This window comes from Vibrio clamense (assembly GCF_050337905.1).
Taxonomy (GTDB): domain Bacteria; phylum Pseudomonadota; class Gammaproteobacteria; order Enterobacterales; family Vibrionaceae; genus Vibrio; species Vibrio cortegadensis.
Window position 1 is genome coordinate 423,941 of sequence record NZ_JAKJTJ010000020.1, and the last position, 16,187, is coordinate 440,127.

The 16,187-nt window shown below is 44.2% G+C and carries 11 protein-coding genes; 3 read left to right on the forward strand and 8 right to left on the reverse strand.

Annotation, left to right across the window (positions count from 1 at the left end; genetic code table 11):
- Window positions 1-13 precede the first annotated feature (13 nt).
- The 8 genes from L4C39_RS07005 to hrpB form a co-directional block, all read right to left on the reverse strand.
- Complete coding sequence (locus L4C39_RS07005; protein ID WP_136995561.1) at window positions 14-1,027, reverse strand: Fe(3+) ABC transporter substrate-binding protein; 1,014 nt, start codon at window positions 1,025-1,027, stop codon at window positions 14-16.
- 152 nt (window positions 1,028-1,179) lie between these two features.
- Complete coding sequence (locus L4C39_RS07010) at window positions 1,180-2,409, reverse strand: ammonium transporter (RefSeq protein ID WP_113799233.1); 1,230 nt, start codon at window positions 2,407-2,409, stop codon at window positions 1,180-1,182.
- Between the two features lie 26 nt (window positions 2,410-2,435).
- Window positions 2,436-2,774 (reverse strand): P-II family nitrogen regulator, encoded by a 339-nt coding sequence (locus L4C39_RS07015; protein ID WP_017054142.1) that lies wholly within the window; start codon window positions 2,772-2,774, stop codon window positions 2,436-2,438.
- 199 nt (window positions 2,775-2,973) lie between these two features.
- Window positions 2,974-3,348 (reverse strand): YacL family protein, encoded by a 375-nt coding sequence (locus L4C39_RS07020; RefSeq protein WP_113799235.1) that lies wholly within the window; start codon window positions 3,346-3,348, stop codon window positions 2,974-2,976.
- A 267-nt stretch (window positions 3,349-3,615) separates the two neighbouring features.
- Window positions 3,616-6,204: a bifunctional aconitate hydratase 2/2-methylisocitrate dehydratase gene (gene acnB / locus L4C39_RS07025; RefSeq protein ID WP_429745140.1), complete on the reverse strand. Its 2,589-nt coding sequence runs from the start codon at window positions 6,202-6,204 to the stop codon at window positions 3,616-3,618.
- A 275-nt stretch (window positions 6,205-6,479) separates the two neighbouring features.
- A complete protein-coding gene (locus L4C39_RS07030; protein ID WP_429745142.1) occupies window positions 6,480-8,777 on the reverse strand; it encodes a patatin-like phospholipase family protein in 2,298 nt (765 codons plus the stop codon).
- A 133-nt stretch (window positions 8,778-8,910) separates the two neighbouring features.
- Window positions 8,911-11,349, reverse strand: coding sequence for a penicillin-binding protein 1B (mrcB, locus tag L4C39_RS07035; protein ID WP_429745144.1), 2,439 nt, complete (start codon window positions 11,347-11,349; stop codon window positions 8,911-8,913).
- A gap of 5 nt (window positions 11,350-11,354) precedes the next feature.
- The gene (gene hrpB, locus L4C39_RS07040; RefSeq protein WP_429745146.1) at window positions 11,355-13,820 is read right to left on the reverse strand and encodes an ATP-dependent helicase HrpB; all 2,466 of its coding nucleotides are present in this window, start codon (window positions 13,818-13,820) and stop codon (window positions 11,355-11,357) included.
- A 55-nt stretch (window positions 13,821-13,875) separates the two neighbouring features.
- Here hrpB and sfsA point away from each other — a divergent pair, with 55 nt between their 5' ends.
- The 3 genes from sfsA (at window position 13,876) to gluQRS (ending at window position 16,178) form a co-directional block, all read left to right on the forward strand.
- Entirely contained in the window at window positions 13,876-14,607 is a 732-nt protein-coding gene (sfsA, locus tag L4C39_RS07045; RefSeq protein WP_113799241.1) for a DNA/RNA nuclease SfsA, read from the forward strand.
- A 130-nt stretch (window positions 14,608-14,737) separates the two neighbouring features.
- Window positions 14,738-15,184, forward strand: coding sequence for an RNA polymerase-binding protein DksA (gene dksA, locus L4C39_RS07050; RefSeq protein ID WP_017054149.1), 447 nt, complete (start codon window positions 14,738-14,740; stop codon window positions 15,182-15,184).
- 70 nt (window positions 15,185-15,254) lie between these two features.
- Window positions 15,255-16,178 (forward strand): tRNA glutamyl-Q(34) synthetase GluQRS, encoded by a 924-nt coding sequence (gene gluQRS / locus L4C39_RS07055; RefSeq protein ID WP_050988754.1) that lies wholly within the window; start codon window positions 15,255-15,257, stop codon window positions 16,176-16,178.
- The last annotated feature ends 9 nt before the right edge of the window (window positions 16,179-16,187 follow it).

Sequence of the window (16,187 nt, forward strand, 5' to 3'; positions counted from 1 at the left end):
CCCTTAGTTTCAATTAAAGGTCAAATTTCACTTCATCTAGAAGTTTAATCGCGTCTGCATGGTGTGATGCGATATCATCTAAAGATAGCTTATCGGCATTGAAATCACCCCATGAAGCTACAAGTTCAGAACGCTTAACGCCCACTTTTACAGGGTACTCATAGTTCACTTCTGCATACATCTGCTGAGCTACATCACCCGTTAGGAATTCCATTAGCTTAACTGCGTTGTCTTTGTTTGGTGCAAATTTAGCAAGAGCCATACCGCTGATATTAACGTGTGTGCCTTGAGCAGCTTGGCCTGGGAAGTTAATATAAACTGAATCTGCCCATGCTTTTTGATCTTTATCGTTAACCATCTTACCTAGGTAGTAGCTATTACCTAAAGAAACGTCACATAGACCTTCTTTAATCGCTTTTACTTGTGCGCGGTCGTTTCCTTGAGGCTTACGAGCTAAGTTTGCTTTCACACCCTCAAGCCATGCTTTTGTTTCAGCTTCACCTTTATGAGCAATCATTGATGAAACTAAAGAGACATTGTATGGGTGCTTACCACTACGTGTACAAATCTTGCCTTTGAATTCAGGATTAACTAGATCTGAGTAGTTAAATTCTTGACCTAATTTACCAACACGGTCACGTGATGAGTAAACATTACGTGTACGCAGTGTCAGAGCAAACCATTCATTTTCTTTATCTTGATATTGCGCAGGAACGTTCGCTTCGATAATTTTGCTTTCTACTGCTTGAACAAGGTTCTTGTTCGTCAATTCAGCAAGACGGCTGATATCCGTAGTTAATACAACGTCCGCTGGGCTGTATTCACCTTCTTGAGCTAACTTTTCTGCTAGGCCCTTTTTAGCAAACTTCACATTTACCTTGATGCCCGTTTCTTTAGTGAATTCTTTAAACATAGGCTCAACTAAGAAAGGTTGACGGTAAGAGTAGACGTTTACTTCTTCAGCAGCCATTGCAGTTGATGTTAATACGCTACAAGCGAGCGCTGAAAGAGTTAGCAGTTTTTTCATCATCGAGTTCCTTGAGTTTCGTAATGATAACGTTTATCAGTCGCGTTATTATATTCATCTTTATTTAGAATACAATGATCTGTGACAAAAAAACCTGCCAACTAATGACAGGTTTGTTATTAACTACGAAACAATAGCTGAAATTGTGATCTCTATTTCACAGTCACAAACTCAGGATAAGCCCCTACTCCACAATCGTGCATATCCATTCCTTCTTGCTCTTCGTCTTCTGTCACACGAATTCCCATTGTGGCTTTCAACACGGCCCATACTGCTAAACTCGCACCAAATACCCATGCAAAGATAACTGCAGCACCTAACAATTGAGCACCGAATGACGCATCAGCATTGCTAAACGGAACTACCATCAAGCCAAAGAAACCACATACGCCATGCACTGAAATCGCGCCAACCGGATCATCAACTTTCACTTTATCAAGAGCGATAATACTAAATACTACTAATGCACCCGCGCCAACACCAATCGCAACCGCATAGAGTGGCGACGGTGAAAGAGGATCTGCTGTGATTGCCACTAGACCTGCTAACGCCCCATTCAATACCATTGTTAAGTCTGCTTTACCCCAAGTGGTTTTACATACTAGTAGTGCTGCAATCGCGCCAGCAGCCGCTGCTGCGTTCGTGTTTAAGAAGATTTGCCCCACAGCTGTCGCATTCTCGAAATCTGAAACCATCAATTGAGAGCCGCCATTAAAACCGAACCAACCGAACCAAAGAATAAAGGTACCTAACGTTGCAAGTGGCATGTTTGAACCTGGAATCGGGTAAATTTCACCGTTCTTACCATATTTACCTTTACGAGCACCCAGTAGTAAAACGCCCGCTAACGCCGCAGCAGCACCAGCCATGTGTACGATACCTGAACCTGCGAAGTCACTGAAACCAGCCTCAGATAAGAAACCACCACCCCAAGTCCAGTAACCTTCCATTGGGTAGATAAACGCTGTCAGTACCACAGAGAAGATGAGGAATGACCAAAGCTTCATACGTTCAGCAACGGCACCCGATACCACAGACATAGCGGTTGCCACGAATACAACCTGGAAGAAGAAATCAGACTCTAGAGAGTGGTCTGCTCCTTCGCCTTGCGTGCCAATTAGAGTACCAAAGGAGGGTAACCAGCCGCCTTCACCGTTATCTACATACATAATGTTGTAACCAACGACTAAGAAAGTGGTACAAGCAATCGCGTACAAACAAATGTTCTTAGTTAAAATTTCTGTGGTGTTCTTTGAACGAACTAGGCCAGCTTCTAACATCGCGAAGCCTGCTGCCATCCACATGACTAACGCACCTGAAATGAGGAAGAAAAAAGTGTCTAGTGCGTAACGTAGTTCCGTTACTGTTGTTGTAAGTTCCATATTAAGTCTCCAATCCTTGTCTTTCTTTAAAGTGCTTCAGCATCCATTTCACCAGTACGAATTCGCACGGCTTGGCTTAGGTCATACACAAAAATCTTACCATCACCGATTTTTCCTGTATGAGCAGCCTTGGTAATCGCTTCAACCACTCGATCCACATTCTCTGCTTGAGTGGCGATTTCTAATTTAACCTTTGGCAAAAAGTCCACTTGATATTCAGCGCCACGATAAAGCTCTGTATGACCCTTTTGACGACCAAAGCCTTTTACTTCAGAAACCGTCATTCCTTCGATTCCAGCCTCCGCCAACGCTTCACGCACATCATCTAACTTGAATGGTTTCACTATCGCATTAATCAATTTCATATCGTTCCCTCGAAAATTATTCTTTTGACACTTTCTAATAATCAAGTTGCATGCCAAATCAATAACTCATTGATAAATAACAATTAGGTGCATTTTCATCGATATATAAAAAAAGAGCCGCACCAGTTCGGTGCAGCTCTTTCCCAAATATAATGCGCAATCCGCTATAGCTCCAAAGCAGTGCAAAACTTAATTTATCTTAGACATAACCAATAAAATCTTTCCAACGTTCAATCAATAACTCAAAATCTTCTAGGCCACAACTTGCGGTACTTTCACAGTTATAATAATCATATTCGCTATGCTGCTCTTCCAACTCAGCATCATGATCTAAACTATTTTCTTGAACGGTTACTTCATCTTCACAAATGACGAGGCTAATTTCTGTCCCTAATAATTTTTGTTCTTTCGACGTTCGCAGTTGAGCCTCATCAAGTAACGCACAGACTTGATCAATCTTCTGTCTATTGGTTCCAATCTCTTCTTGCAACCAACGACCAATAATCTCATGCCCCATGCTGCACTTTACGTAGTACTCACCCATTAAAGTGTTTCTTGTAAATTCGAATTCCATAAAGGCTCCACGCGGTAATCACAGACAGGGTAAAAAATGAGGCGAGAGTATATAGTGAAGTCACCAAGAGATCGAGTCACTCATCACCTAACATACAGACATAAAAAAACGCCTACCGAAGTAGACGCCCTATCATTTGGGTTCCTCTAAATAGTTGGAGTGGCAGCTAGGCGACAAGTACGTTCATCCCTATGAGCATAGAAGCTCTATGTGATTAGGGTGAACGTACGCAGTCAACAACGCTGCAGCTACAAATATAACGAGGAGCTAGGCTGGTTCTTGGAAAATAACAGTGTCTGCTTTTTCCGTGTACTGACCCATTTTATGGAAATTCAGATAACGGTATGTATCCGCAGCGGTCTCATTAATCTTCTCAGCGTACTCCAGGTACTCTTCTTTAGTTGGAATTCGACCTAGAATCGCACCAACAGCAGAAAGCTCAGCAGAAGCGAGATAAACGTTCGCCCCCGTACCCAAACGGTTCGGGAAGTTACGAGTAGACGTCGACATAACCGTAGAAGCATCAGCAACACGTGCTTGGTTACCCATACATAAAGAACAACCCGGAGTTTCAATACGCACCCCAGCACGACCGAAGATGCCGTAATAGCCCTCTTCTGTCAGTTGGTCTTTATCCATCTTAGTTGGCGGAGCCACCCATAGGCGAGTGTTTAGAGAACCATTGAACTCTTCAAGCATCTTACCTGCCGCACGGAAGTGGCCGATGTTGGTCATACAAGAACCGATGAACACTTCTTGAATCTCAGTACCTTGAACGTCAGAAAGAAGACGAGCATCATCTGGATCATTTGGTGCACATAGGATTGGTTGATCGATATCAGCAAGATCAATCTCAATAACATGAGCGTATTCAGCATCAGAATCAGCAGAGAGCAACTCAGGGTTCGCTAACCACTCTTCCATTGCCGTAATACGACGCTCAATCGTACGAACATCACCGTAACCTTCAGCAATCATCCACTTAAGCATAACGATATTCGAGTTCAAGTACTCATCGATAGACTCTTGAGACAGCTTCACTGTACAACCTGCAGCCGAACGCTCAGCAGATGCATCAGAAAGCTCAAATGCTTGCTCAACAGATAGGTGCTCAACACCTTCAATTTCTAGTACACGACCAGAGAATTCATTGATCTTACCTGCTTTCTCTACCGTTAGTAGACCTTGCTTAATACCGTAAAGAGGAATGGCATGTACTAGGTCACGTAGCGTGATACCCGGCTGCATTTCGCCTTTAAAACGAACCAAGATAGATTCAGGCATATCAAGAGGCATTACACCCGTTGCCGCAGCAAATGCTACTAAGCCTGAGCCCGCAGGGAATGAAATACCTAGAGGGAAACGAGTATGCGAGTCACCCCCAGTACCAACAGTATCAGGAAGAAGCATACGGTTTAGCCACGAGTGGATAACGCCATCACCAGGACGCAGTGAAACACCCGCACGGTTCATAATGAAATCAGGCAGCGTATGGTGAGTGTTTACATCGACTGGTTTCGGGTATGCAGATGTGTGACAGAAAGACTGCATAACAAGGTCTGCTGAGAAGCCAAGACAAGCAAGGTCTTTAAGCTCATCACGAGTCATAGGGCCTGTTGTATCTTGCGAGCCTACGGTTGTCATTTTAGGTTCACAGTACTGGCCAGCACGTACACCTTCAACGCCACATGCTTTACCAACCATCTTCTGAGCTAGCGTGTAACCTTTATCTGATGCGGATGGGTCGATTGGTTTAGCAAAAAGATCGGTTTCTTCTAGACCTAGAGCATCACGTGCGCGGCCCGTTAAGCCACGACCAATGATAAGCGGAATACGACCACCAGCACGCACTTCATCAAGAAGTACCTTGCTTAGTTCGAAGTTTGAAATCACAGAACTGTTTTTGTGAACAACACCTTCGTACGGGTAGATATCAATCACATCACCCATGTTCATGTCTTGTACGTTCAGTTCAATTGGAAGTGCACCTGAGTCTTCCATTGTGTTGTAGAAGATTGGGGCAATTTTACCACCAAGACAAACACCGCCAGTACGCTTGTTTGGTACGAATGGGATATCTTCACCCATAAACCAAAGTACTGAGTTCGTTGCCGATTTACGTGAAGAACCTGTACCAACAACATCACCAACATAAGCCAGTGGAATGCCATCTTTTTGCATTTCTTCAATTTGAGTAATAGGACCAACGCTACCCTGTTCGTCAGGATTAATGCCTTCACGTTCCATCTTCAGCATCGCTTTTGCGTGCACTGGAATATCAGGGCGTGACCATGCATCAGGCGCAGGCGATAGGTCATCGGTGTTGGTTTCACCAGTGACTTTAAATACTTTAACCGTGATTTTTTCTGCGACTTTCTCTTTTGACGTAAACCATTCAGCATCAGCCCAAGATTGGAGTACTTGCTGCGCTGAAGCATTGCCTGCTTTCGCTTTCTCTTCTACGTCGTAGAACGCGTCAAACATCAGTAGAGTGTGGGACAGTGCTTTAACAGCGATTGGAGCAAGTTCGGCATCGTCTAGTAGAGAGACTAGAGATTCGATGTTGTAACCGCCTTGCATAGTGCCAAGCAGTTCTGCCGCTTTTGCTTTACTTACTAGTGGAGAAACGACTTCACCTTTAGTGATGGCCGTAAGGAAACCAGCTTTAACATAAGCAGCTTCATCTACACCCGGTGGAATACGGTTTTCTAGTAGGTCAAGAAGGAACGCTTCTTCACCTTGTGGCGGATTCTTTACCAGTTCAATTAATGCGGCTACTTGCTCAGCATCTAGTGGTCTCGGAACGACTCCTTCAGCAGCACGCTCTGCGACGTGTTTACGATAGGCTTCAAGCACGACTTTTTCCTCTCATTGCGGTTCCTCCCTCATTATTTACTCTTTTTATTAAAGAAAAAGGGAGTGAACATCCTTGGAAACTTGGCTCTCCTTTGCCATTGTCCATCACTCTAATCACATTGATGTACAACACCAGAGAGACCAAACGGTGGTGGGGAGAATAGCAAATTTAACGATAAATTAAAATCTTATCATTTTGACCAACATAGCAACTTAAGACTAAAGTTTTATAATTTCGGCCTATTAAGTCGTCAAATTTGCACTTCTGGTAATGGTTATTTAGACGGCGTTCCGATGATCAGATACACCGAGTCGAAATCCTCTTCTGTGCGTCCATAAGCAAACATCACAGGCCCAATAGGTGAATCGATGCCAGCAAAAATAGACGCGGCGTTATACATAGGAGCTTCATTTAGCTTCAGTGAATTATCCGTCCAAACGCCTCCTCTTTCGATCGACGCCCCTAAGTAGACTGGGGATTCAAACAGACCGAAGTCATTGTCAAACCAGCGGTAACGATACACTAGGCTTGCAAAAGCTTTGTTCTGTCCGATGAGGCTATTTCTTGAGATACCCGATAAATTTAAGAAACCGCCTAACTCCCGAGGATCGATCGGTACTAGTGAGTTTTTACTTTCTACGACACCATATTCCGCTTTTGCGACCAAAGTATGTCGTTCATAGCTTCTTGCGGCTTGCAATTCAGCCGATATTTCATAAACCGTATCGGTGATATCTTCTGAAGAGTCGTCAACGTAACCATTGGTATCATCATGTGAAATCAAGTATTCAAGATCAATATATAGCCCTTTTGTTGGTAAACTATAGTGATCTAATGTGTCCAATCGATAACTGACAAACCCACCCATTCGGGTAAACGTGAAATCGCCAAGAGAGGGTAATGTCGAATATTCCGCCGAGCCATCGGTATAGCGAGCACCGATGGTAAACTCTTGCCATAACGCAGCTTGATATCCTAGCTCAAATTCTCCAACCACCTCTTGAAAGGTGACAGGCAAATAATCACGAGAACCTTCTAAAGTCATGTCATCAAAACCGTCCAAAGGGATATTTCGGTTTTGATTGCTATATATCAGTTTGGTAGACGTAAAAAGCTTTTGCCCAGAAAGAATCGGTGAAAAAAATTCGGCTTCAATTCGTTTGTCTGTCCCCATCTCTAGGTTGGTTCGTAGCTCTGCACCATGAGAGTTAATATCGGTAAAGTTACTGGAAAGTCCGATGGAATACTGGCTTTTAGTTGCGAAATCATCCTCAAGGAAAAATCTGAAATTGACGTAATTTGGGCCCCAGGACTTTTCATCAACATCAAAGATAACTTGATTCACACCATCGACTTGATCGTAACGGTAAGTGATCAATTCAAATCGGTCTAATGCATAAAGATCTTGAACACTTTTCTCTATCTCACCCGTTTTCAGAATCCGTCCTGGCTTTAAATCTAAACGGTTAGCGAGAAGCTTGTCACTGTAGTGAGTCTCATTGTTCACCACTATCTCATCGACAACGGTTTCATCACCAAATTGCAACGTCTTTCTGCGATCTTGTATATGATCGATATAAATTTGATAGTTTCGATTTGAAAGCGATAACGCCGCTAATTTATCTTTCACTTTGAGAGTTTCTAAATAACCCTTTTGGTAAGCGTCCGGCATTTTATCAAATTCAGTGGTCTCCATATCCCCAACATCTGGTTGGATATAAAAATCATCATCAGTCAACGTTTCAGCTTGCTTGTGAGTGCTACGACGAACTAGATAATTGGAAAGCTGATCCGCAGCGGTTAAAAACGTCGTAAAATCATCTTCCCCTTTATAATCCGTACTAATATCAACCGCGATAACAATATCTGCCCCCATTGCACGAGCAACGTCGACAGGCATATTGTTGGTGACGCCACCATCGACAAGCATCTGTCCATTGACTTCATACGGAGGCAGCGCACCAGGAACCGACATACTAGACATCATGGCATCGACCAAATAACCGTCTTTCATGATCACTTGTTGTAGTTCTATGATATCGGTAGAGACAGAACGATAAGGGATCACAAGATCATCAAATGAGTCAAACGGCGGCAAGTTACCTGTCGTTTCCCTCAAAATGCGTAACATATTTTGCCCTTGCACTACCCCTTTTGGTGCTCGAACTTCTCCCCAACGTAATCCTATGTCGGTTGTGAGTTGATATCTATCTTCATACTCTTTATCTCGTACACGACGTTGGCTACGGTCCACACGGTCTCGATATCCGGAGTTCCAATTGATTGTATAGACAAAGCTTTCAATTTCATCTGCATTCATTCCCATCGCGTACAAGCCGCCTACATAGGCTCCCATGCTGGTTCCTGCAATGTAATCAACCGGGATTTGCATCTCTTCAAGTGCTTTTAATACACCAATATGAGCCGCTCCCTTCGCACCACCGCCAGCTAATACAACAGCAACCTTAGGGCGCGATGCTTCCTTTTCAGAAACGTCTAATGCCCATGCACTAGAGCCAGGCAGTAAACTGCTCAATATTAGTAGGAATCCTAAATTGTAGTGACGCGCCATTCCAAAATCCTTATATAAAAGTACGTTTTTACTTACCTATGCGAAAAAGCTTTAATGCAAAATAGCTCTTATGAAAAATAGCCTTTATGCCAAAGGGCGCTAATACGAAGAACTTCCCCAAATAAACCTTAACCTACCACTGGAATAATTTTTTAAGCCATTGTTGTGGTCGATTTTCACACCCTTGTTTTAATTGACCTTCACTGTCCCAAACAGGCAGCTTAAAATCACTACCACAATCAAGCTCTAAACCGCCAGATGACGTCGGAGAGAAGCCTAAAGTAGCGATACCCTTCGGCCAAGGCAACCGTAGTTTTTCAGGAATGCGGTGTTGCAGGTAATCAGCGTATACACGCAATGCACCGCTAGAGCCCGTTAGTGTGGTTGGTTTATTGTCATCACGCCCTAACCAGATAGTCGTGACTTCACGCCCATCAACGCCAACAAACCAACTGTCTCGGCTGTCGTTACTCGTTCCTGTTTTTCCAGCCAGCGCCGCCCACGCGAATTGATTCTGAAGGAAGCGCCCCGTCCCCTGTGACACACCTTTTTTCATCGCGTAAGTCGTCAGCCAAGCGGCTTGCTGATCAACCGCTTGCGATACTCTTGGAAGTGTTTGATACAACACATCGCCATCTAAATTAACCACAGAACGCAATGCAGAAAGTGGTGCTTTCTTACCTGAATTGGTCAGCGTTTGGTACATCTGCGCCACTTGGTAAGGCGTCAATGAAAATGAACCTAAAAACATCGATGGAACGGGGCGAATTTCGCTGTTATCCACCCCCAATTTGACTAATGTTTTTGATACCTCTTTTATCCCCAACTGCATGCCTAACCTTACCGTTGGTACATTCAGAGATTTTGCTAATGCTTGATAGAGTGGCACTTCACCACGGAACTTACGATCGAAGTTACGCGGGGACCAAACGCTCCCTTTACTGCCTTTCAAGCTAAGAGGAGAATCCATTAACGTCGAAGCCAGTGAATACTTATCAGGCTGTTCAAGCGCGGTTAAGTATATGGCTGGTTTTACAAGTGAACCGATTGGACGGCTGGCATTTAAAGCTCGGTTAAAGCCATCATATCCCGTACGTTTTCCGCCGACCATGGCGCGGATCTCGCCGGAATGGCGATCTACCGCAATCGCAGCGGCCTCTAACTCTTTGCCCGCTCTTTTAGCGAGTTCAGGTACTTTTCGACCAATTGCCTGCTCTAATTTCACTTGAGATACAGGATCAAGTGACGTGAACACACGTAACCCTGAATCCGAATGGAACCGTGTTCCCAAAGATTCATTTAACTCTATTTTCAATTGTTGGAAATAGGCGGGCTGGCGGCTAGCAATACGTGGATTGTCTTGAATATCAAGCGGCCTGCGAGCGGCTTCTTCATACTGACTGGCCGTGAGAGTATCTTGCTCCATCATAAGGCGAAGCACTAAGTCGCGACGTTTCTTCGCCCGTTCTGGGTAGCGGACAGGGTTGTAATAGGAAGGACCTTTCACCATCCCAACCAGTAAAGCTAATTGATCGATACGCAACTCTTGAATCGGTTGTCCGAAATAGAGCCTCGAAGCCAGCCCAAAACCATGAATTGCTTCACCGCCACTTTGACCTAAATAGACTTCATTCAAGTACGCTTCTAAGATACGGTCTTTGCTATAACGGTAATCCAAAATCAATGCGATATACGCTTCCCGTACTTTTCGCCACAAGGTTTTTTCTCGTGATAGAAATAAGTTTTTGGCAAGTTGTTGAGTTAATGTACTTCCCCCTTGAACCGTACGACCCGCTTTAATGTTCGCCACCAGAGCACGGGCAATAGCAACAGGCGAAACCCCTTCATGCTGATAAAAATAGCGATCTTCTGTCACGAGCAATGCATCAACCATTACTTCGGGGAACTGCTCACGGCGTAAGAACAGTCGTTGTTCGTCTTTGCCTTTTTCTAGCATCCCAAGCATCTTCGGCTCAATGCGCAAGTAGCCCATGTCCTGATCTTGTTCTAACGATTCAATGCGCGTAAGGCTCGTCTTATCAAAATGTAACATGACGTGACGATCCGGCTCCGGCCCATCTGTAAATTCGAATGGCCTACGAATCACCTCTATTTTGGTGGACGAAGAGGAGTAATCACCTGGATGACGAGGTTGACGAACCTTACGATAATTGAGCACATCCAACTCATTTTGAACTTGCTTAAGCGCCACCTCTTGACCCGGAGCCAAGTTCAACACTCTCGCGTAAACCACCGTAGGCAAATCAAATAGCTGACCTTCAAATCTCTGCTTCACAACAGAATCAAGATACACGCCAATAAAGATCAATAATGCGATGACCGCAATACCGCTTTTCCAACTCACGCCCCACAAAATTCGTAACCAGCTACTTTTCTCTTTCGCTGCCTTTTTACGCTTGGTTGTGGTTCGCTTTTTCGGTTTTGCAGCCGCTTTTTTTGTCGTCGTGGCTTTTTTTCCACCAGCTGGTTTCTTTTTCGTGGTCTCTTTTTTTTCTGCTGAGCGCTTATTGACCAACGGCTTATCTACTGCTGACTTTTTTAGAGAGTTCATTAACATTATTTATTCAACTGTCGTTTGGTTTTAGTCGTTGCCACATGGTTTGCCGGATCATCAGGCCAAGGATACTTCGGGTAGCGCCCCTTCATCTCTTTTTGAACCTCTTTGTAGCTTCCACTCCAAAACCCTGCGAGATCTTGTGTCACTTGCAATGGCCTTTGTGCAGGCGATAGTAACTCTAGTACGATTTTTTTTCTGCCTTGAGCAATCATTGGTGAATCATGCTCACCAAAAACTTCCTGAATTCGCACTGAAATGATGGGTTCATTTCCCGTTTGGTAACGAATTACTTTTCGATTTCCCGTTGGCATTTGATAATGAGTCGGCAGCCACTCATCTATCGATTGATTCAAAGGCCAGCCTAAGCGTGCTAATAATGCGGGCACTAACGACATCTTATTCAGCTGTTTGATCGAAGTAATAGCGCTCATGTAAGGCGCTAGCCATAATTCAAGATCGGATAATAAACTCTCATCATCCATCGCGGGCCAATCCTGTTCTGGTAGCCACTCAATAGCACAACGAATACGTTTTAATAACGCGATGCTGTTTTCATCCCAGTTCAAACACTCCAACCCTTTTCTGCGGACATAATTGAGCAGAGCTTCGCTCATTTTACTTTGATCGGGCTGACTCATCTCTTTGCGTCGAACGACTAACTTTCCTAAAGTCGTTCGTTGTTCAGCCATTAAGCGACCACGTTTTTCATCCCAATCTACAACTTCGTGAGACACAAACAAAAATGGGAAATGCGCTTCAAGGGCAATGATGTCGACTTCTGCCGCAAGAAAAATCTGACTCGCCTCTTGAGCTGAGCGCATCAGATCAATCGCGATAAGATAATCAACATCCGCTAGCGACTGAGATTCATCCATCGCACCACCATGCCCATTGGATAATATAAAACGGCCTGATTGTGCGGAGCGTCGCTGACCTATTCGATCAGGAAAAGCTAAGCTTAAAATGATGCCGACTTGCCGTTCATCGACTTTTTTCACATCAAAGATCACATTAAGCTTTCTAGCTAAAACACTCACACGCTGAGTGATAACCTTCATGTTTGAATGGTTGGATTGCTTAAAACGATGAAGGGAATACTGCAAGTTTGCCACGTTACGCTCAGGCTCTTCTAATAGCGCAGCCACTAAAATCGCGCAGTGCAGCATATCACTCTGATGTTGGCTGACATGCACCAACATACTGGAAATTCGAGGATCTAACCCTAGCTCATGAGCGCGCTTACCAAATGTCGTTAACTGAGCATTCTCCCCTAATATATTTAACGAAGAGAGCAGCGTGGTCGCCTGTTTTAGAGCGGTTACGGGTGGCTTATCTAACCACGATAACTCATCTACATTCACGGTTCCCCACTGCGCGAGCTCTAGAACGAGTGAAGAGAGATCCGCGTGTAATATTTCCGGCTCTGGCACATAAGGTTGCTGAGCCAATTGGGTTTCACTATACAAACGCAAGCAAACCCCCTCTTCTAACCGTCCCGCGCGCCCTGCTCGTTGTTCTGCGGAAGATTGAGCGATTTTAACTTGCTCTAATTTGGTGATCCCCGTTTTGAGATCAAACTTGGCCACTCGCTCTAAACCAGAATCGACGACAAGACGGATACCTTCAATGGTAAGAGAGGTTTCCGCAATATTGGTTGCAAGCACCACTTTACGGCGGCCATTCTCACTTGCTGCAATCGCACGTTGCTGTTGGGTGAAATTCAATTGGCCATACAAAGGACAAATATCCACGCCCGGAAGCAAACTGGTTAGCGATACTTCTAACTGCTTAATCGCACCGACTCCGGGAAGAAAAGCGAGTAAGGAGCCCTCTTCTGTCGTCATCAAATGTTCAATTCTTTTCGCCATCGCAGGCACAAGATACTCATTAACCCCAAGCGCAGAATAGCGATACTCGACAGGAAAAGAGCGTCCTTGAGATTCCACATAGCGAGCTTCGGGTAGCAGACATTGCAAAGCCTGTTGATCTAACGTTGCAGACATCACTACAATTTTAAGATCATCACGTAACGCTTCTTGGATCTCTAAACTTAATGCCAGCGCAGTATCAGCATGAATGCTGCGCTCATGGAATTCGTCAAAAATCAGTAAACTCACACCCGACAGTTCCGGATCGCTCTGGATCATTCGGGTCATAATGCCTTCGGTTACAATCTCTAGCTTTGTCTGTGAGCTCACTTTGCTTTCACCACGAACTCGATAGCCCACCGACTGCCCAACCGTTTCACCTAACTGCTTTGATAAATACTGAGCAATATTACGAGCCGCTAAACGCCTTGGTTCCAGCATGATGATCTTACCGGCAAGCCCGCCAGTGTTAAGCAATTGGAGAGGGAAATGTGTCGACTTTCCTGCACCGGGAGCCGCTTTTAAGATCAGTTGATGATGACTTTGGACGCCGGCAAGTAACTCGGGCATCACAGCTTCAATAGGCAGTTGTGACAATGGTTAACCCTTATGATTTAATGAGACCATCATTGTACATAAAAACAGTATAAGAATGCACTTTAACCCACGATTAGAAAGCGCCACGCTAATAAAAAGATACAAACGTTTCCTTGCGGATATAAAACTCGACGATGGAAGCGAACGAACCATCCATTGTGCCAATACTGGAGCAATGACCGGTTGCGCGACGCCTGGAGATAAGGTTTGGTATTCCACCTCTGATAACCCAAAACGAAAATACCCCAATAGCTGGGAACTTTCTGAAACCTCTCAGGGGCATTTCATCTGTATCAATACGGCAAGAGCCAATCAACTCGCGGTTGAAGCCATCAATAACAATGTCATTTCGGAATTATTAGGGTACAACGAACTGAAAACAGAGGTGAAATATGGCAATGAAAACAGCAGAATTGATATATTGCTAACAGCAGAAAATAAACCAAAGTGCTATATAGAAGTGAAAAGCGTCACTCTGCTCGATGAGACTCATAACGGTGACACGATTGGGCAAGGCTATTTTCCCGACACAGTAACGACTCGTGGGCAGAAACATTTACGTGAACTCACAGAAATGGTCAATACTGGAAGTAAAGCCGTACTTTTATTCACTGTTTTACATTCAGGGATTGAAAAAGTCTCTGCGGCACACCATATAGACGCCAAATATTCACAATTACTCATTGAAGCAAGAAATGCCGGAGTGGAAGTTCTCTGTTACAAAGCGGAACTGAACGATTCTGAGATAAAGCTAGTTTCTGCTATTGAATTTATCAATAAGCAGTAAAAGTGATGTTATCTTCACAATGAAGATAAATTTATAACTCAGGATTTGCCACCACAACTGCTTTCTGCTATAGATACCCGCCTCAAATTAACTGCTAAGCAGTTGACTAGGTGTAAGTAGGAGATGCTGCATGCCAGAATCAAAGAAAAAAGCGCTAGGCATCCTAGCCATTGCAGGTGTTGAACCGTATAAAGAAATACCAGGTGAAGAGTACATGTCACCTGAACAAACGCTTCATTTTACTAAAATTTTAGAAGCGTGGCGCAACCAGCTCAGGGAAGAAGTTGATCGTACTGTTCACCATATGCAGGATGAAGCAGCAAACTTCCCCGATCCCGTTGACCGTGCTTCTCAAGAAGAAGAGTTCAGCTTAGAATTACGTAACCGCGATCGTGAACGTCGTCTAATCAAGAAGATTGAAAAGACGCTGGTTAAGATCGAAGATGAAGACTTCGGTTTCTGTGATTCATGTGGTATCGAGATTGGTGTACGCCGTCTTGAAGCTCGCCCAACAGCTGATCTATGTATCGACTGTAAAACGCTTGCAGAAATTAAAGAAAAACAGATGCAGGGCTAATCGCCTTAACTTTGTTTTAAAAGGGAGCTTAGGCTCCCTTTTTTGATTAACCAATGCCAACTTGATCGCTATGACCAACAATACATCATCACCTATCAACACCTCGCCTTATATTGGAAGATTTGCCCCTTCGCCTTCAGGACCTCTGCATTTTGGATCCTTAATTGCGGCGCTGGGAAGCTATTTCCAAGCAAAGTCTATGGGTGGGCAATGGTTAGTCAGAATGGAAGATTTAGATCCACCACGAGAAATGGTGGGCGCATCTAAATTAATCTTATCTGCACTGGAAGCTTATCACCTCTATTGGGATGGTGATGTGGTTTACCAAAGTAAAAGGCATGATCTTTACCAAGATCAAATCGATAAATGGCTAAGCAGCAAACAAGCCTATTATTGCCAATGCTCACGTAAGCAGATTAAACAGAGCGGCGGATTCTATAACGGTACTTGCCGAGATAAACAGCTTACCTCTACAGACAATTGTTCGATACGCTTAAAAATGGCACACCCTGTTGAGCGCTTCTTAGACCAGCGTCATGCAGAGATAACCATCCCTAAAGCGCTAGCGGAAGAAGACTTCATCATTAAACGTCGTGATGGCCTCTACGCGTATAATCTAGCGGTTGTACTCGATGACATTGACCAAGGTATCACGCAAGTCGTTCGTGGCGCAGATCTGATAGAGCCGACTGGTCGTCAAATTAGTCTGTACCGAACCTTAGGTCATGAACCGGTAAGCTATCTTCATTTACCTCTTGCGATGGATGGAAATGGGAATAAGCTATCGAAACAAAATCATGCCACCGCAATAGATGTGCGAAATCCGAAAGCAACATTACTGAATGCCATGTCATTTTTAGGGTTTGAAATAAACCAAGAAATGCACAGCGCAAGCATCGATGAAATTATTCGTTGGGGCTGCCAAAATTGGCACTTAAAGCAACTACCTTCGCAGATCGAGATCACACCAAGATTCTCAAATGGCGTCAGCTAGGCTATGATT

Coding starts and splice junctions, on each gene's coding strand:
- L4C39_RS07005 (WP_136995561.1), bottom strand. CDS start 1,027: ATGAAAAAACTGCTAACTCTTTCAGCGCTCGCTTGTAGCGTATTAACA.
- L4C39_RS07010 (WP_113799233.1), bottom strand. CDS start 2,409: ATGGAACTTACAACAACAGTAACGGAACTACGTTACGCACTAGACACT.
- L4C39_RS07015 (WP_017054142.1), bottom strand. CDS start 2,774: ATGAAATTGATTAATGCGATAGTGAAACCATTCAAGTTAGATGATGTG.
- L4C39_RS07020 (WP_113799235.1), bottom strand. CDS start 3,348: ATGGAATTCGAATTTACAAGAAACACTTTAATGGGTGAGTACTACGTA.
- L4C39_RS07030 (WP_429745142.1), bottom strand. CDS start 8,777: ATGGCGCGTCACTACAATTTAGGATTCCTACTAATATTGAGCAGTTTA.
- mrcB (WP_429745144.1), bottom strand. CDS start 11,349: ATGAACTCTCTAAAAAAGTCAGCAGTAGATAAGCCGTTGGTCAATAAG.
- sfsA (WP_113799241.1), top strand. CDS start 13,876: ATGCACTTTAACCCACGATTAGAAAGCGCCACGCTAATAAAAAGATAC.
- dksA (WP_017054149.1), top strand. CDS start 14,738: ATGCCAGAATCAAAGAAAAAAGCGCTAGGCATCCTAGCCATTGCAGGT.
- gluQRS (WP_050988754.1), top strand. CDS start 15,255: ATGACCAACAATACATCATCACCTATCAACACCTCGCCTTATATTGGA.